The following is a 16,415-nucleotide window of genomic DNA, read 5'->3' as shown; positions in this document are numbered from 1 at the left end:
CTCAGGCCGCCTCTCCGGTGGTCGGCTCGTCTGCCCAGGGCGGGGGTTTGAGCGCGGGGTGGGTGGTGGGTGCGTCGTGGAGCCAGCGGGCGACGGGGACGAGGTTGCGGAATGCGTTCCAGGTGGCGTCGTTGGCGGGCATGGGAACGAAGGCGTGGCTGCGGGCGCGGAGGTTGAGGATCCCGGCGCGCTGTACGCGCGGCATGGGAAGTTCGGTGCCGTCGGGCAGCAGGACGGTTTCGCCGTTGCGGAGCGCGCCGAGCTGGAGGTCGTACTCGGGGTAGACGCTGCTCGCCGGCCGGGTCGCGGACGATTTGTAGTCGATGAGCCAGAGTTGGCGTCGGCGCAGGCGGCCGGTGCGCAGCCACACGAGGAGGTCGCCGGTGCCGGCAAAGCCGACGGTGCGGTTGATGACGGTGAGTTCGGCGGCCTCGATGTCGCGGTCGGGGTCCACGCGCCAGGCGGTGAGCCACTTGTCGAGTTGGCACAGGTACGGGGCGGCTTCGGAGTCGTCGGGGACGGGCGCGCCGAGGACCTTGGCTTCGGCGCCGGCGTGGACGCGGGTGCCGAGGTCCATGGCGTGTTCGGTGATGGCGACGTGGGCGCCGGTCATGGCGCGGATGAGGGCTGCGCGGTCGGCGCCGACGTGGTCCCGGATCTCGTCGGGGTGGTCGGCGGCCCATTCGGCGGTGATCTTGGCTGCCCAGGGGACGAGCCGTTCTTTGGCAACGCACGTGCCGATGACGTTGGTGACGGACGGCAGGAGTTCGCCGGTCGCCGGGTCCAGGTAGTAGCGACCGTGATCGGTGTGGCGCGCCCAGAACGGATCGGTCATGCATCACCCCCGGGGCCCAGGAATGCGGCGCGTGCCTGCTCGTAGTCGGTGCGGGCTGCGGCGATGCGCCGTTCGATGGCGGCCCTGTCTCCGGTGCGGAGACGGTCGATCTCGTCGTCGACGGCGCGGGCTGCGGCGCCGTGGAGTTCGTCCGTCGACGGGTGCGTACCGCCCGGGAGGGCCTTCTCCGGCTTTCGCCCGTAGGCGATGTCGGTGAGGCGCTGCGTCCCCCTGGGGTCGGTCTTGATCATGTGAACGGCGGCGGCGTAGCCGGGGTAGGCGCGGGCGAGCCGGCGGCGGTTCTCCTGGCCGGCCATGTTGATCAACGCGATCAACTGCTCGGTGAAGGAGCCGGGTCGGCGCCCGGGCGGCGCGAAATACCACAGGACGTGGGCGGCTTCGGTCGGGCTGATTTCGTCGGCCATCACCGCAACCCCACGCATCGGGGGTCGTTGGGGACGACGGCGATGGCCGCATAGGTTTCGTCGCCGTGGTAGGCGACGTAAACGCGGTTGGGTCCGTCGCACTTGGCGGACACGTTGGAGAACCCGTCGGGGTTGGTGATGATCTCGGCCGGGCCGTTGTTGGTCGCGCCCCGCGGGGCGTCCTTGAACGGCTCGGTGAACTTGTCGCCGCAGCCGGCGAGCACGAGCGCGAGGCCGGTGATCAGGGTCGCGGCAAGGACGCGGTGGGCGGTGCGGGGTTGCGGGGTCTTCACGGCTGGTCCTCGTTGAACGGGTCGGTCGGGTCGGGCTGGGCCGGGGCGGCTTTCCCGTGTGTGCACGGCGTCATGAGGGCGGTGACGGCGTTGTGGACGGTGTTCATCTCGACGGTGAAGCCGGCCTTCTTTGCCGCCCGGATGGCTGCCTCGCGGTGGCGCTTGGTGCCGGCGTCCTCGTAGAACTCGTGCCAGGCGTCGTCCTCGGTGGCGAGGACGGCGCCGGCGATCCGGGCGGAGCAGATGGCCGTGGCACAGCCGCACGGGGCGCGGCGGATCCAGTCGCACTCGTGGAGCGGAACGTGGAGACCGCCGACGAGGACGGAGAACTGCACGGTCACGACGCGGCCCCCCGGGTGTGGATTCGAGAGTGTCGTTCGGCGAGGCGAAAGTCCTTGGTCCGCACGACCTGTTGGAGACGCACGACCTCGTCGGCCACGTCGTGGACCAGGTCGCGGAGTATGCGGATGTCGTCGAGGGAGGCGCCGTCACGGCTGCACCGGTCGAACAGGGCGTCGGTGTCGCGGACCGCGCGCTCCACCCACCCGCGCATGCGCGTCGGGCGGACGCTGCCGGCCGCTCCGCAGTCGCCGCAGGTGAATCCGGCGGGCGGGGTCCCGTGGCAGGTGGGGCACGGTCCGCAGGCGAGCAGGTTGACCGGCGAGGTCCCCAGGGCGCGGGCGGTCGCGACGAGCTGGTCGACGGACATTCCCGCGCGGTGGTTGCGTTCGGCCGTGGCGACGGAGCTGCGCGAGAGCGGGTAGCCGGATGCGGTCACCTCTGCCGCGAGTCGTTCGGCGCTCCACCCGCGCATGCGACGCCGGGCCCTGACTCGTTCGATCACTCCCCTGGCCACGGCGTGGTCGCGCGGGGCTCGCCGGCTCGGAGTGTCGGCGGTCACGGTGCCACCGCCGCGAGTTCGCACTGCTCGGCCGCAGGGGCGTTCGCCTCTCGGGGCCGCACGAGACGGGTCAGTCGGCCCTCGGCGACGGCGAGCTGTTCGGCCAGTTCGTCGCGCTGTCCTTCGGCGGCCGTGATCATCGGGATCGATGCCTCCACGTCGGCGAGCAGGGACGCGTTCTGGCGGCAGAGGGCCGCGTAGGCGTCGCGCAGGCGTGCACACTCGTGGTCGGCGGCGGCCCGTACCCGGCGAAGGATCTCGTTGTCCCTGGTGAGGGCGGCGCTCTCGGCTTCCAGGAGCTGCATCCGAACGTTGGCGTCGGCCAGCGACCTGGAGTCGGTGTCGTGTGCGTGCGTCAGCCGGGCGACTTCGCTTTCGGCGGCGGCGAGGCGGCGGCGGGTGCCGAACAGTTTCATGCCGCTGCTCCTGTCGTGACGAGGGCCTTCGCGGCGGCGGCCTTCTCGGTGATGACCCGAGTACGGGTGTCGTCGATCGCGGTCTGCCACGTCCGGGCGTCGATGCCGACGGGCGGGTACGTGTTCTCGTTGGCGCGCTGCAACTCGACCAGTCGGTCGGCGAGTTCGTGGGAGAGGCGGTCCAAGGCGTGCATGCGCGCGGAGCAGTCGCCGCCGTGGGCGGCGTTCGTCGCGGCGAGCGCGCGGCAGCGCTCGTTGAGGTCGGCGATGCGGTTCGCGAGGGCGGCCGTTCTGGTCTCGGTGTCCGCGTGGGCCCGCCGCAGGTCCTCGTGTGCCTGATCGAGTGCGGCTCGCAGGTCGACCGCGCGGTGCTCGGCCTCTGCGGCGCGGCGGTCCGCGTCGAGAATCCACGTCGCCGCGATGTCCTGGGCCCGTTCGTCGGCGGTTGCCTCGGCTGCGGCGATCGTCGCGGCGACGAACCTGCGCCGGCGGGCGGTGAACGGGTTCCTCACGCCGCACCTCCGGACGGTGCGAAGCGCTCGGCGATCGCGAGGTACGCGGTGCGCTCGGTGTCGTACTCGCGTGCCTCGTCGGCGGCGCCGTGGCTGCGAGCGGTGCGGGCCAGACGGGCCCACCGTTCCGCCGCCTGGTTCGCCGCATCGTGCAGGGCCTCGGGAGTGGCCCAAGCGTCGTCGGGAATCGGCTTCACGTGCCGACCCACGCAGTGGGTCACGTAGGAGAACACGCTCTCCGCGCCCATCCACGCCTTGCGGTCGTAGAACGCCGCCTTGTAGAAGACGTGGACGCGTCGGCGGCCGTGTTCGTCGAGGATGTGGCTGTGCATGTCGTGGGTGCTCGCCTCGCGACTCCAGCCGTCGGGCAGGGTCGCGGGACGGAACAGCGGGTCGTCGGCGAGGGGTTCGCCGAGCGTGATTCCGAGCGCTTCCAGGGTTGCGTCGTCGTCGCACTCGGTGGGGAGCAGGTCGGAGGCGACGAGCTGGCGCTGCCCCTGCGCCTCCATGTCGGTGATGAACGCGGTCGATACGGCGCTGATCGTCGGCTCGGCGGACCTGGCGGCCAGGAGCATGCCGTAGGCGATGGTCGGGTCGAGGTTGGACGTGTTGTCGATGCTCATGCGAACGGTGCCTCCGGGCGGTGTTTGGGGTGCCGGCGGCGGGGTGCCCTCCCGGGGGGGTGGGGTGGGCACGCGCGCCGCCGCCGGCGGTTCGAGGGGCGCGGCCGTGGCCGCGCGGTGGATCAGGTGATCGGGGAGAGCGTCCGGGCGTGGACGTCGTACTCGACGTCCGGCCATCCGCGCGGGAGTGCGCGCTCCAGTCGGCTGCGGAGTTCGTCCCGACCGCCGTAGACGATGTGCATGCCGTCGAGTTCGCGGCCGTGCTGGTCGATCACCGTGATCTCGCGACGGGAGCACAGGAACGGGTTCGGGGCGAAGGCGGGCCGGCTCAACTGGACGCGTACCGCTTTCGGGGCGATGGCGTGTACGCGCTCACGGAGGATTTCGGGGGCGTTGACGGCTTCGTCGCTGCGCCCGATGCCGAAGATCACGGGTTCTCCCCCGTCCAGCATTCGTCGTTGAGGTGGCCTGTGAGGTCGGCGAGGCAGGTGACGTTCACTACGGCCGTGCCTCCGCAGCACACACATTCGCGGATCAGCCGGAACGTTGTGCGTTCCGTGTCGTCGCGGTACTCGTACCGCAGGCGGGTGCGGTCGCCGAGCCACACATCCGCGCCCTCGACGCCCTCGGGAGCGAACTCGTCGTAGACCCAGGTGAGGGCGTCGGCGGGAATCGCTCCGAGGGTCTTGGCCGCGAGCGAATCGGCGTGCTTGAGGAAATCGGCGCGCACCTGCGCGACGACCTCGGCCGTGTCGTCGTTCGCTCGGACGTCGGCGGCGTCCGCCGCGTCCTCGGCGAGGGTGCGCAGAAGGCTCAGGAGAGTCATGGCAGTACTCCCTCGCGTGTGGCCGCGCGGGCGTCCCGGGCCGCGCCGGCTTCGGTGCACCGTGCGCAGAGGCAGCCGGCGTCGAATCGACGGGTCGTGCCGTGAACACCCCGGTTCTCGATCTCGGGGCACCGCATGAGGCCCACCATCTGGAGGACGTCGACGATGGCGGCGCGGGTGTCGGGGTCGAGGTCCCGGCGGGACCGGCCCGGTCCGGAGGAGGCCAGGGCCGCGGTAACGAGGGCTCGACCGGTCCGGCGCTCGTCGTCCGCCGTTATCGCGCGGATCGCCGTGTAGTCGTCGGCGAGCCTGTGGTCGATAGCGGGGGTGGGTCCCCGTCCTGTGTTCGGGGTAGCGTGGGTCACTGCCTGCCACCTCTCTGCATGCGTGTGTGGTGGTGGGTCACGGGCGGCCCGGGTTCGACGGCACGGGTCGCCCTTTTTCGATGCGTGGTTCCGCGTGTGAGTACGGCTGTTGCCGGCTCCCCGGCGGGGCCTGGGGCTTTCGCGTATCGGGTGCTGCGGACGGGTTCGCGTCCGCGTGGATCAGCGTGCTCGGCGGGCGTCGATCGTGTGGCGGGTCGGGCCGCCGTTGCGGTCCGGGTGCCGCCGGGTCGGAGGCCGCCTGAGCCGGAGAGCGTCGATCGTGGTCCCGTAGAAGTCGGCGAGAGTGGCGAGCGTCTTGGGGCGTACACCACGCGTACCGCGCTCGATCCTCGACAGGTTTCCGTTGTCGAGGCCGGTGGCTGCGGCAAGGTCGCGCAGGGTCATCCCGCGTGCCGTTCTCAGGGCTTTGATCTTCGTCCCGTTCGGCGTCACAGGGACCATTAGATGCGCAAGATGAGGTCAACACAAGATTTTTGAGCACTTTTTTTGGCAGCTTTTTTGGCACAAGATCGCAGCCGGGGCGCGCGGGGTAGCCCGAACGGGGTCACGTCTGCCCAAAAACGCGCCAAGTCCCGCCGGTTTCCCGGCCAAATCACATGCGAAAACTCGTGCGTGATGCCAAAAGTTAGGCATCATGAGGCCATGACTCTCGTCTGGGCACCCGTAGCCAACGCCATCCGCAAGGCACGTGAGCATATGAAGCTCTCCCAGGACGAACTAGCCGTGCGCGCCGACGTGCGACGCACGACCATCACGAACCTCGAGGGCGGGTACACCTACACCCGCATCCCGACGACGATCGAGGACGTCGGCGCGGTGCTCGGCTGGCCAGACCCAATGAACGACGCCCGCCGCATAGCGGACGGTGGGAGCCCCCCGCCCCTGGTCTCGACCCCCGTCGCCATCCAGGTCAGCGGGCGACGCAAGAGCAAGTCCCAGGCATATCGGAAACCCGCCGGCGAGGGCTCGGGGTCACCGCCCTCCCGGCCGGCGCTCGCCCGCGGCATGCCGTTGCGCGTGGAACGACAACTCGGCCAGGACAACCAGGTCGTCGACAGCACGATCATCGAGGTCGACGGCCTCAAGGTCGTCGTCCTACTGATGGCCCCGAGGGGGCGGAGGTCTCCGACGATCAACTGGCATCCGGCACCGCGCTGTGGTCCGAGTTGGAGGCACGCAAGCGCAATATGAACCTAACCGGTAGTGATCAAGAAGATTCGTAACGTGTTTTTGGCTTGTTTTCGACTTGAACGACCAACATGTGTCTCCCCGGTGTGCTGTCATGAACGTTCCCGGTAGCGGCGGCTCCGTTCGGGTTGGGGGGGCGCACGTACAGTGCAGTGGGTACGAGTCGGACAGGTAGAGAGGTTTCCCACGACCGTGGCAGGCGTCGACGTCATCGTCGACACCACGCACCCCGTCTATGTCATCTGGGTCCTCGAATCTAGGATCGGCGCCAACGCAGCAGAGTTCGCAGCAGAGATCGAGCAGCAGCTCAACTCGCGGAACCGGATCAACGACATCGCCGAGATCGTGCGGTTCGTCTCGACGGCCCTCTCGACCATGGCCTCGTAATCCGGAACCGACGTGACGCGTGCCCCCTTACGGGGAGGGGGCGGGCGTCGCTTCGACCCCCGCTGCGGCAGCCGCGCGGGGCTCCCCGGTCGGACCGCCTCTCGGAGCAGGGCACGGATCCCACCTCTTCTCGAAGCCTCGAACCCGCCCGCCCACGTGGGGTTTTCCCCTCTCGACCGTCTCACATTCGTCTCACAAGCCCGCCCGGAAATGCCGAGCCCCGGCGGGTCGACGAACTCGTCCCGCCGGGGCTCGACGTCTCACATCCATCTCACGATCTGCGTGAACTCCCTGCTCTCAAGGCCCTTCCGGGCGCACGTTCCGCCGCTCCCCCGGAACACATGGACGTCACGGACGCCGTTTCTGTGACTGGGGGTCAAGGGGTCGCAGGTTCAAATCCTGTCGTCCCGACCAGCGTTTACGCAGGTCGGAGGCCGTCTTCTCAGAAATGGGAAGGCGGCCTTTTCCGCATTTCGAGGGCTGGTGGTCGCAGTGTGGTCGCACGGCCGTCGACCGCCCCCGAGCCACATCATCGAACGACCCCTTATCGCAGCGGCGTAGAGCGGTTTGGACAGGTCGCGGAGCCGGGCCGGGTGGTCGCGGTGTGGTCGCAGCCGACTCGGCAGGTCGATCCTCGCGTCCTCGCCTTCGGCGCCGACGAGGGCCGCCTCGATGGCGTCCACCGCATCGTGGGCGGCCTGCCGGGTCAGATGGGCGTAGATGTTCGCCGTCGTCGACAACGTCGAGTGCCGCAATGTCTTGGACACCACCGTCAACGGCACGCCCGCCGTAATCGTCAACGTCGCCGCCACGCGCCGCAGGTCGTGCATCGTGAACTGTGGAACCCCCGCCTGGGCGGACCAGTGGCGGGAAGCGGTCCAGCAGGGCCTGCGGCCGCAACGGCGGACCGTTCTCACGCGTGAACACGAGACCGGTGAACGGATCGGCAGGGTCCACTCGGCGCAAGCCGCTCGCGCAAACACGTCGCGCGGTTGCCGAGCAGACTTGGGACGCTTCTTGCGCGCCAAGTACGTCGACGGCGACAGATCGAGCACCCGGCATACGGGATCGACCCCGAGACTTTTGTCGGGCAGGTGGTCGATCACCTGCTCGGCCTCGTCCGGGGACGGTCGATCTTCTGCGCAGAAGACACCGAGGCGGCCTTGAGGATCTCGTTGGTCCGCCGCAACTCGGGGTTTTTCCTGCGGAGTTGCCTCACTTCCTGCGACGCGGCGGTGGTCGAGCGGTCGGCCCGCTCCCCGGCGTCGGCCTCGGCCTGGCGGACACAGTTCCGCAGGTCCTCGTTGTGGGTACCCAGGTCCCGGGCGACATGGGCGACCGGACGCCCGGAGGTACGTACCTCCCGGATCGCCCGTTCCCGCAGCTCATCTGGGGTACTTGCGTGGTGCCGGTATAGCTTGCCGCAACCAGCAGGGCCCGGTCCTCCAGCGGCAGGCTCCACGGCCCGCCCTCGCGGACCGCATACGCTCCCACGCCGCAGAAGTGTCACCAACTTCCCCAACATACGAAGGACACGCGCTTCAACGTCCCGTCGTGGTCTTCGACGGCACGGAGCGGGCGGCCCTCCAGACGCGCAGAGCGAGAGCCGCCCCAACACAGGCAACCGCAAGAGCCCCCGACGTCGGGGACGGTCGTTCACCGGCGATCACCAAACGCAGGTTCGTGAGAGCCAAGGCCAGAAATCCGACCGAGCCGGCGATCATGAACGAGTACTCGGATGTCGACGATCTGGCAGTCGGTTGTGATTGCGAGTTCGAATCACCGACACAACCGCAGGCGATCCCTTTTCGCGCAGCACGTATCCGGTGGACGAGAAACCCAAGGAAAAGCCCAACCGTCGCCGAATTCACTGCCACCGCAAATGCCCCCGTTCCGATGAGGATGCCCAGCGTCACTTCGACCGTGATCAAGAGCAGGGCGCAGACCGTGGCCGGGATCACCTTGACGGCAAAGGAGACAGATAATTCATGCCTGGTCATATGAAAGTTCAGAGCTTTGGAGAGAGCGGGTGCCAGAAGCGAGATGGATAAATGGAACGCGATGACATCGACGGCAATGGCCCGAATCATGGGCCTCCCTCCGGCGCGCGGGCGGTGCGGGCCTCGGCAGCTCACCTCCCTACTCGAGACGGGCCCGCCGAGGCCCCGAGATCTAGTCCCTGTCCGCCCTCAGCCCGTGCGTGGCGGCTTCCTCCTGGGTGTAGTGCTGGTGGATCCGGACCGTGAGGTAGGTGGTCTCCGGGTCTCGATCACGCCAAGGCTCCAGCGACACGTGCACCGCGCCGAACTGGGGCTCCGCCGCCGGCAGGTCGAACTCGTATCCGCCGAACCTCTCGACGAGATCGGCAAGCTTTGCCACGTGGGGCCCACCTGCAGCGCGGGCCTCGGCAAACGCGACTTCCTCGATTTCCACTGATGACCGCATGGACGGCTCCTCGTTGTTCTCGTGACGCGGCTACGGGCACCGTAGGGCGCGTGGATCGGACACCGTGAGGCAACCTTCCCCGTCGCACGCCTGCCCGGTCAGAGTCGATCGCGTACTGCATTCACCGAGGCAGACCGAGCAGTAGATGCCTACATCCTCCACCCACATCCCCCGGACACAGCGCAGGCGTTTGAATTTTTCGTAGGTGGACACGCAGTGGCGGTGAGGCGGGTCCGCCTTGACCGGTGTCGCGATGGCCCCCAGAGCCGGAATGGCAATCCCCATTCCGAGCAGGGCTTTCTTGAAGAATGATCGACGTCCGGTGCTCGGACTCGGATGATCCACTGGTCCTCCTGTCGACGTCTTTCCGGAGCCCGGGATTCAAGTTCCCGATCGGCCCTTCAACAAGGAAGCCGGCCGGAACTGATCGAAGTCAACACAGGGTCGCAGATTATAAAAAGGTCTTCAATGCCCGATTCGGGCAATCATCACTGATTATTCGGTATTTGGTTGCCGCAGTGTTCATGATCCAAGAATGCAATCCCTCTTGACGCGTGAACCGGTCTCGTCGCCCTGGCAACGAGTATCGAACGATTCCGTTTTCGACAACCGAACCTCCTGGAGCCGCCGACCACACACATGCCGCGAGATTGGCGCTCTCCGCCTCGTCTTTGGATCTGGGGCCACTCGAATCAGGCCCGTGAAATCGAGACGGTGGCAGCCCATCGATGGTGGTGCGCGCCCTGCATGGGGTGGTTCGGGGTTGGCCTGGATCGTGGGTAGGGAGGGCGGTCGGATCGGGCTCTCGGAGAGTCTTCCCGGGTGGGCTGGGTGGCTTCGGTGGGCATGTCGGGCGGTGGAGTTGACGAACCCGGATCGCTTGGGGCGCCGTGGTCACGACGCGAGAAAAAACCGCAGGTCGGCTCGGAGGGGAGCCGTTCTTCGGAGCCTCGGGATCCGGTTTCGACTCGCTCTCTCAGAGCATGTCGCGGAGGATTTCGCCGAGGCGTTGGTGGGCGAGGTAATTCTTGGCGAGGTGGAAGTCGAAAGCGTGGATGAGGGTGTGTTCGTCGGTGTCGACGCCTTCGAAAGTGCGGCCGATCCCGCCTTTGGGGATGGCGACGATGTCGCCGGGGTCGGCGAGGTTGACCCAGCGGGCGGCGCCGGGTGGTCGTGCACCGCGGCCATCGACGGGTGCAGGTCGCAGGCGAGGCAGGACGGCGTGGGGCAAGGCGAGGGGGGAGCCGAGGGTAACCAGGAGGTCGACGTTGAGGTCGGGCCGGGCCCAGAGGGCTTCGTAGGCGACGACGGAGCCGAGGGAGTGGGCAATCACGATGCGGGCGCCGGTGGTTTCGAGTGTGTCGGTGACGCGACTGCGGGCCGCGGCGCGTGCAGGGCTGTCGGGATTCTTGAGGTAGGCGGGGACCTCGCGACAGAAGGTCGCGGTAAACCACTTCGTCGCGGGCGGCCCCAAGAAGCGTTTGCGGGCGAGGGTTTCGACGTCTTGGCGTAGTCCGATGGTCCATTCGCCGGCGGCGACCCCTCTGGGAAGGTCGAACGTGCCCAACCACTGGCGTGCGAATTCGGACTCGGAGGGGTCGAGGTCGTCGAGGCCGTCGTCGCCGCTTTGTTTGCCGGGTTTGCGGAGCAGATCGGCGTAATAGGCGACGGACACGTCAGGCGGCGACGCGGCGGCTCCAGCGCGGTACAAGGCGGTCGCGAGGTTGGTGTGCCAGACCTGCCCCAGCGTTCGGGCGGCTTCGTCGGGAGTCTCGCCGCGGCGGAAGTTCCCTATGCCGTGGACCCCCACGATGGACTGTGTCACGAATGCTCCTGGACGGTGGCTGTGTTGGCGGGGTTCCGTGTCCATCCTGCCGAGGGTCGGCGCGGCATACGTCTTAGGAGCGCAACGTCCACGCCGAAGCTGACGAACAGGCGTTCCTTGTTGCCCACAGCGAGCCCGCTACACGGTGCGGGCAGGGGGATCCTGTCGATGTGAGTTCTCGTGGTCAGGTCCCAGATACGCACGGTGTGGTCGTCGGCTCCCGTGACAGCGGCGGGCCGCCCGTCCAGGACAGTGCATGCCACCGCCCGCACCGCGCCGATGTGCCCGATGAGAGGGGCGCCACGCTGTCGTCCGGTGTTCAGGTCCCAGATACGCACGGTGTGGTCGTCGGCTCCCGTAACAGCGACCGGGCGCCCCTCCAGCGTGGTGCACGCCACGGCGTTCACCTCACCGGTGTGCCCGGTAAAGGGTTCGCCATGTTGTCGTCCCGCGGTCAAGTCCCACAGGCGCACGGTGTGGTCGTCGGCTCCGGTGACGGCGAACGGCCGCCCGTCCAGAGTGGTGCACGCCACCGCGTTCACCCAACTGGTGTGTCCGGTGAGGGGCCAGCCGCGCTGTCCCCCTGTAGCCAAGTCCCATATCCGCAGGGTGTTGTCGCTGGCTCCGGAGACGGCGACGATCCGTTCATCCAGCGTGGTGCAGGCCACAGCGCGCACCCAGCCGGTATGTCCGGTGAGGGGGTCGCCGTATGGTCTCCCGGTTGCCAGGTCCCACACACGCACCGTGGTGTCATCGGCGCCGGTGACAGCGACGGGGCGTCCCTCGAGGAGGGTGCACGCCACGACGCGCACCAAGTCGCGGTGTCCGGTGAGGGGTTTGCGGCCCGATTGCCCTGTGGTCAGGTTCCACAGGCGCACACTGTGGTCGTCGGCTCCGGTGACGGCAATGTGTCGTCCTTTCAGGACGGTGCATGCCACGGCACGCACCATGCCAGTGTGTCCGGTGGGGGGCACGCTGCGCGGTTTTCCCAGGGCCAGGTCCCACAGACGCACGGTTCGGTCGTGGGCTCCGGTGACAGCGACGATCCTTTCGTCCAACATGGTGCAGGCCAAGGCTTTCACGTGACTGGTGTGCCCCGTGAGGGGTTCGCGGTGTTGTCGTCTCGTGGTCAGGTCCCATATCCGCACAGTGTTGTCGTCGGCTCCGGTGACGGCGACGGGTCGTCCTTCCAGGACCGTGCACGTCACGGCACGCACTGCGCCGAAGTGGCCCTTGATGGGCGTGCCGTGTTGCTGTCGCCTTATGGTCAGGTCCCAAAGGCGCACGGTGTGGTCGTCGGCTCCGGTAACGGCCACCGGCCTTCCGTCCAGGACAGTGCACGCCACCGCGTTCACCCAGCCGGTGTGCCCGGTGAGAGGTTCGCCGCGCGGGCTGCCGGTGGTCAGGTCCCACAGGCGCACGGTGTGGTCGTCGGCTCCGGTAACGGCCACCGGCCTTCCGTCCAGGACAGTGCACGCCACGGCACGCACCCAATCGGTGTGTCCTGCAAGGGGTTTGCCGCGCTGTTGCCCCGTGGTCAAGTCCCATATCCGCACGGTGTTGTCACTGGCTCCGGTGACAGCGACCGGGCACCCGTCCAGCGTGGTGCACGCCACGGCGTGCACCACGCCGGTGTGTCCGGTGAGGGGTTTGCCGCGCTGTTGCCCCGTGGTCAGGTCCCACAGGCGCACGGTGTGGTCTCCGGCCCCAGTGATGGCTACCGGCCGCCCGTCCAGCACAGTGCAAGCCACCGCGAGCACCGCGCCGGTGTGTCCGGTGAGGGATTCGCCGCGTGGACTGCCCGTGGCCAGGTCCCATATCCACACGCTGTTGCCCCCCGCTCCGGTAACGGCTACCGGCCGCCTGTCCAACATGGTGCACGCCACGGCGTTCACCTGATCGGAGTGTCCGGTGAAGGTGTCGCGACATGCAGGGTTGATGAGTCCGCCCGTCGCGGCGACGACCGTCCACGTGCCCGGCTTGGTCCTCTCGGCAAGGGCCTGCGCGAGGATCGTGGCATCGTGGCGGGTCGCGTCCATGGCGAGGAGTCGTCGGCGGGTGGCAATGTCGGAGTGGCGGTGGACGCCGATGGAGGTGCGGTAGACGGCGCGGGCGAGCAGCGCGTCGTCGGTGTGAACGCGGGGGAACGAGGTAACGAGTGCGGCCGGGTCGCCGTGAACGAGGTACTCGGTGTCGAGCAGGAGTTCGTCGAGGCGCCCTGCGGCTTCAGCGTGCGCAGGGGCGTGACGCAGGAGGTAGGGGGGTGCGATATCCCAGGTGCGGGTGTGGCCGTCGAGGTTGGTGTGGACGGAAAGGAGGTGGTCCAGAATGTTGCCGGGAGTGGGGGTGCTGGTGTCGTTCGTGGGTTGTCGGGTGAGGTGATCGACGAGGCCTTGGTGGAAGAGGCGGTATAGCAGCGTGCCGTCGTGGTCGGGAACGGCGCGGAGGTAGAACAGGGCATCGGGCAGAAGGGATCGGGCGCGGTCCGGATCGAGGTCGGCGAATAGCTCCGCCATGGGCAGGGCCACTTCCAGGGGCATGCCCTCGCCTCGGGCCTGGGCCAAGGCCGACAGGACGGCGCGGATGCCGGGGCCGTCCGAGCGCCCGGCCAGATCCAGGTCGAGCACTGCCGGGAGCGTGGTGGGTACCGAGCGACCCAATGCGCGGGCTGCGTCCACGTCGTTGGGGACGGGAACCCGTTCAACGTATCGGGTGAAGACCTCGGCTACCAGGAACGCCCCCCACGCCGCCCGTTGTTCGCGGTGCGGTGTGAGTTGTTCGGCAATCGCGCGGGCGAGGTGGTGACGGATCGTGCGGCGGCTCGGCGGAGCGTAGGTGGAGACGTCCGCCAAGCAGGCGTTGATGTGATCGGCCACGTCGTCGCGGACCTCGTCCGGGTCGGCTTCGTCCAGGTTCACCAGGTCACCGGTGATGCCCGCCAGATCGAGCAGGGGTGTGAACATCGGCCACGGCCGTGTGCCCACCAGTAGCCGCACCGCCGGCGTACCGTCGGGGCGCGTGGCGTGGGCCAGGCGAACCAGATCCGCGCACAGCGCCGCCGGGTCGGACGACTCGTCCAGGGCATCTACGATCACCGCCGGCACCTCACCCGCTTGGGGCATCATGCCCATGAACATTCCGACGTCGATCGGCGTCCCCAACCCTTCGTTCAGTCCGAGTTGGCATGCCATGGACGCGAACACCTCGGCCGAGGGACGGCCACGGGCGTGGACAGCAGCCAATAGGTCGTTGACCGAGGGGCAGGCCGACGCGTCACGGGCATCCAGGCGTTCGCGCACGTGCGGGGCCACCGCCACCAACTCGGGGTGCGCGGCGCACGCCAGCGCCCCCAGCAGCGCCGACTTCCCCACCCCGGGATTGCCGGTTACCACCCGCAGGCCACCGGCATCGACATCGTCCAACCAAGGCGCAAGCAGGCGAAGTTGCGAACGTCGCCCGGTAAACCGGGTACCGGCCTTGTCAGTGAAGTGACGCGCGTCCGACGGGTCGAGGAACACCCGCAAGGCCGGGTCCACTGCGGCCAAACGGGCCGCGTCCGGATTGTGGGCGGGGTTGGGGAAGAACGGCAGGTCCGGCTCGTCCTCGGCCAGGACCATCGCCGTGCTCTGCACGTTCTGCACCACCCCGGGCATCCGCTCCACTCGCCTGCGGATTCTGCGGGCCACCACCGAGAACGGCACGTGCGACCGCGCCGGGTCGGTATCCAACCCGGTGCGAGCGACCTCCTCAAGCACCTCGGTCACCGCGATGCTGAACCGCCCATCGTAGGCGTCCTCGCGCCTGCTCGACGCTGCGATCACCCATGCGTTTGCCGGCGCGTCCGAACTGTGGACCATGTGCGGCAGCGACGTCGCGCGTCCCGACCTGCACAGGTCGAGCAGGAACAGTGTCGGATTCCCCAGTCGGTGTGCGTCGTCGACCCACTCCGCAACGTTTGTGCCCCGCCCCACACACGCGTCCGCCGGCACCACGTCCACCCGATATGGATTGTCGGCGCTCGCATCCCCGTGCGAGGCGACGTACACCACCCGCGCCGACCCCAACGCCTCGTCCACCGCGGCCCGCAACGCGGCAGCACCGACATCCCTGTGCACATCGGTGGCGTAACCCAGCCGGTTCAGCGCCGCAACGACCGGTGGTACCACCTCGTCCACGAATGGCAACTCCGACCACGCCGAAGCACCGACCGCGACCTCGTCACCCGAGGCGTCCGCATCGAAACGGCCGATCCCCACCACCAACGCACGCCCCACGCCGACCCACACTCCCAACTCCCGGACAGAGCGACCAACGTGCCAGGTTAGGATCGATCACATCGCCGAACACGAGCGACGCCACAGGCACAAGCCGCTTAGACTACGCCGGGATCGAGTTCCGGGGCGGGGGTCATCCCGACCCACTCCGGAGCTTCCAACCCCGAGCGGGAAACTCGGGACAACGAGACCCTGAACCGCAAGGTCCTCGACACCGTCGGCTGTACCGCAGCCCCTTGGACCGCAACCACCGACAGAGGTCTCTGCGGTACACCACGACCACGCGGGTTGACTGCCTCACCTCAAACACGTGATGCCGGAGCACGTCGCGCGCCGACGTGGGCACTCGAGTCGACCCGGGCCGCCGCTTGCAGCGACGGCACCAGTCACCTCAATCCTCTTCGTCTTCCGGAGACGCGCTCGCACCGCGTCCATCCAGCGGCATTCTCACCGGAGCGCAGTCCATCACAACTGCCTTCTTCCCACTGGGGCGTGCTTATGAATACCCCAACGACCACCCCGGTGGTCCCCGCAACTTCTTCTGCGAACACGGTGCGAACAAAAGCCGTGTCCTCATTCTCCTGGCCCGCCCGGACGGGCCCTCCTCGCTACAGGCGGTACTCACCTGTCGGGACGCCACACTCGCCCAGCACGCAGCCGCGTTGCTGCGAACCCTGACACTGAACCAGGGATCTGAATCGCTACCGGCAAGCCGTCGCAAGTCACTTTGACTCGGCGCTACCCGGTGCACCGGCGGCCTCGCTCCATGAGGCCCTGGCCCAGGCACCCAGCGGGGGGTAGCCCGGTCTCGCTCCCGCTCTCTTCCGATGGCCCGCCGACGATCCACTCGCCCGAGCGATGTGAACGACCACCCGAAAGAACTCCCCATAGCCGTCATCCGTACGCCAAGCGAGACACGCCTGGCGGAACTCCCCGGACGCCTTTGCCGATCGAAGAGCCCGACGACGACCCGAAGGACTTGGTCGGTGCCTTGACGTTCGCGGCAACGAACGGTGACGAGTTACCGGGGGCGGATCGGCCGACGCGCAGCAGGCCGCGGAACTGCTGTTCGCGCACGG

At 68.3% G+C, this 16,415-nt stretch carries 19 protein-coding genes and 1 pseudogene; 2 read left to right on the top strand and 18 right to left on the bottom strand.

What is annotated here, in order from left to right; all coding sequences use genetic code 11:
- Position 1 precedes the first annotated feature (1 nt).
- The 11 genes from B4N89_RS27340 to B4N89_RS27285 all read right to left on the bottom strand — a co-directional run bounded on the left by B4N89_RS27340 (position 2) and on the right by B4N89_RS27285 (position 5,649).
- Positions 2-835 (bottom strand): hypothetical protein, encoded by an 834-nt coding sequence (locus B4N89_RS27340; protein ID WP_078978436.1) that lies wholly within the window; start codon positions 833-835, stop codon positions 2-4.
- Entirely contained in the window at positions 832-1,260 is a 429-nt protein-coding gene (locus tag B4N89_RS27335) for a hypothetical protein (protein WP_101897186.1), read from the bottom strand. The genes B4N89_RS27340 and B4N89_RS27335 overlap by 4 nt, the downstream gene beginning before the upstream one ends.
- The gene (locus B4N89_RS27330) at positions 1,260-1,553 is read right to left on the bottom strand and encodes a hypothetical protein (RefSeq protein WP_078978434.1); all 294 of its coding nucleotides are present in this window, start codon (positions 1,551-1,553) and stop codon (positions 1,260-1,262) included. Before B4N89_RS27330 ends, B4N89_RS27335 begins: the two co-directional genes overlap by 1 nt.
- The gene (locus B4N89_RS27325) at positions 1,550-1,894 is read right to left on the bottom strand and encodes a hypothetical protein (protein ID WP_078978433.1); all 345 of its coding nucleotides are present in this window, start codon (positions 1,892-1,894) and stop codon (positions 1,550-1,552) included. The genes B4N89_RS27330 and B4N89_RS27325 overlap by 4 nt, the downstream gene beginning before the upstream one ends.
- The gene (locus B4N89_RS27320; protein WP_143658105.1) at positions 1,891-2,454 is read right to left on the bottom strand and encodes a hypothetical protein; all 564 of its coding nucleotides are present in this window, start codon (positions 2,452-2,454) and stop codon (positions 1,891-1,893) included. Before B4N89_RS27320 ends, B4N89_RS27325 begins: the two co-directional genes overlap by 4 nt.
- Entirely contained in the window at positions 2,451-2,870 is a 420-nt protein-coding gene (locus B4N89_RS27315) for a hypothetical protein (RefSeq protein ID WP_078978431.1), read from the bottom strand. The genes B4N89_RS27320 and B4N89_RS27315 overlap by 4 nt, the downstream gene beginning before the upstream one ends.
- Positions 2,867-3,382 carry a hypothetical protein gene (locus B4N89_RS27310; RefSeq protein ID WP_078978430.1) on the bottom strand — a complete coding sequence of 172 codons (516 nt, stop codon included), beginning with the start codon at positions 3,380-3,382 and terminating at the stop codon, positions 2,867-2,869. The genes B4N89_RS27315 and B4N89_RS27310 overlap by 4 nt, the downstream gene beginning before the upstream one ends.
- Positions 3,379-4,005, bottom strand: coding sequence for a hypothetical protein (locus B4N89_RS27305; protein WP_078978429.1), 627 nt, complete (start codon positions 4,003-4,005; stop codon positions 3,379-3,381). Before B4N89_RS27305 ends, B4N89_RS27310 begins: the two co-directional genes overlap by 4 nt.
- A 122-nt stretch (positions 4,006-4,127) precedes the next feature.
- The gene (locus B4N89_RS27300; protein ID WP_143658104.1) at positions 4,128-4,436 is read right to left on the bottom strand and encodes a hypothetical protein; all 309 of its coding nucleotides are present in this window, start codon (positions 4,434-4,436) and stop codon (positions 4,128-4,130) included.
- Entirely contained in the window at positions 4,433-4,831 is a 399-nt protein-coding gene (locus B4N89_RS27295) for a hypothetical protein (protein ID WP_078978427.1), read from the bottom strand. The genes B4N89_RS27300 and B4N89_RS27295 overlap by 4 nt, the downstream gene beginning before the upstream one ends.
- Before the next feature lie 545 nt (positions 4,832-5,376).
- Positions 5,377-5,649, bottom strand: coding sequence for a helix-turn-helix domain-containing protein (locus B4N89_RS27285; protein ID WP_161500829.1), 273 nt, complete (start codon positions 5,647-5,649; stop codon positions 5,377-5,379).
- A gap of 210 nt (positions 5,650-5,859) precedes the next feature.
- Between B4N89_RS27285 and B4N89_RS27280 the strand changes: the two genes are divergently transcribed.
- A complete protein-coding gene (locus tag B4N89_RS27280; RefSeq protein ID WP_161500828.1) occupies positions 5,860-6,408 on the top strand; it encodes a helix-turn-helix transcriptional regulator in 549 nt (182 codons plus the stop codon).
- A 189-nt stretch (positions 6,409-6,597) separates the two neighbouring features.
- Complete coding sequence (locus tag B4N89_RS27275; RefSeq protein ID WP_078978423.1) at positions 6,598-6,792, top strand: hypothetical protein; 195 nt, start codon at positions 6,598-6,600, stop codon at positions 6,790-6,792.
- A gap of 392 nt (positions 6,793-7,184) precedes the next feature.
- On the opposite strand, the gene B4N89_RS47975 is transcribed toward B4N89_RS27275, so the two are convergent.
- The 7 genes and pseudogenes from B4N89_RS47975 to B4N89_RS27255 form a co-directional block, all read right to left on the bottom strand.
- Positions 7,185-7,898: a tyrosine-type recombinase/integrase gene (locus B4N89_RS47975; RefSeq protein ID WP_161500827.1), complete on the bottom strand. Its 714-nt coding sequence runs from the start codon at positions 7,896-7,898 to the stop codon at positions 7,185-7,187.
- Positions 7,895-8,161: a transposase gene (locus B4N89_RS53415; RefSeq protein WP_414646430.1), complete on the bottom strand. Its 267-nt coding sequence runs from the start codon at positions 8,159-8,161 to the stop codon at positions 7,895-7,897. The genes B4N89_RS47975 and B4N89_RS53415 overlap by 4 nt, the downstream gene beginning before the upstream one ends.
- Positions 8,162-8,175: 14 nt before the next feature.
- A pseudogene (locus B4N89_RS47970) lies at positions 8,176-8,320 on the bottom strand (IS5/IS1182 family transposase); the annotation flags it as partial.
- Positions 8,321-8,333: 13 nt separating this feature from the next.
- Positions 8,334-8,882, bottom strand: coding sequence for a MauE/DoxX family redox-associated membrane protein (locus B4N89_RS49110; protein WP_143658102.1), 549 nt, complete (start codon positions 8,880-8,882; stop codon positions 8,334-8,336).
- 82 nt (positions 8,883-8,964) lie between these two features.
- A complete protein-coding gene (locus tag B4N89_RS27265; protein WP_143658101.1) occupies positions 8,965-9,171 on the bottom strand; it encodes a hypothetical protein in 207 nt (68 codons plus the stop codon).
- 1,042 nt (positions 9,172-10,213) lie between these two features.
- On the bottom strand, positions 10,214-11,062 hold the full coding sequence (locus tag B4N89_RS27260) for a hypothetical protein (RefSeq protein ID WP_078978421.1): 849 nt from the start codon (positions 11,060-11,062) through the stop codon (positions 10,214-10,216).
- Complete coding sequence (locus B4N89_RS27255; RefSeq protein ID WP_143658100.1) at positions 11,059-15,336, bottom strand: AAA family ATPase; 4,278 nt, start codon at positions 15,334-15,336, stop codon at positions 11,059-11,061. The genes B4N89_RS27260 and B4N89_RS27255 overlap by 4 nt, the downstream gene beginning before the upstream one ends.
- Positions 15,337-16,415 lie beyond the last annotated feature (1,079 nt).

Origin of the sequence: Embleya scabrispora (assembly GCF_002024165.1) — a bacterium.
Classification (GTDB): domain Bacteria; phylum Actinomycetota; class Actinomycetes; order Streptomycetales; family Streptomycetaceae; genus Embleya; species Embleya scabrispora_A.
The sequence above is the reverse complement of the archived record's forward strand: the minus strand, read 5'-3'. Positions and strand labels throughout refer to the sequence as shown.

Excerpts from the sequence above, each read along its gene's own strand:
- B4N89_RS27280 (WP_161500828.1), top strand. The coding sequence starts at position 5,860 with ATGACTCTCGTCTGGGCACCCGTAGCCAACGCCATCCGCAAGGCACGT.
- B4N89_RS27335 (WP_101897186.1), bottom strand. The coding sequence starts at position 1,260 with ATGGCCGACGAAATCAGCCCGACCGAAGCCGCCCACGTCCTGTGGTAT.
- B4N89_RS27315 (WP_078978431.1), bottom strand. The coding sequence starts at position 2,870 with ATGAAACTGTTCGGCACCCGCCGCCGCCTCGCCGCCGCCGAAAGCGAA.
- B4N89_RS49110 (WP_143658102.1), bottom strand. The coding sequence starts at position 8,882 with ATGATTCGGGCCATTGCCGTCGATGTCATCGCGTTCCATTTATCCATC.
- B4N89_RS27340 (WP_078978436.1), bottom strand. The coding sequence starts at position 835 with ATGACCGATCCGTTCTGGGCGCGCCACACCGATCACGGTCGCTACTAC.
- B4N89_RS27295 (WP_078978427.1), bottom strand. The coding sequence starts at position 4,831 with ATGACTCTCCTGAGCCTTCTGCGCACCCTCGCCGAGGACGCGGCGGAC.
- B4N89_RS27305 (WP_078978429.1), bottom strand. The coding sequence starts at position 4,005 with ATGAGCATCGACAACACGTCCAACCTCGACCCGACCATCGCCTACGGC.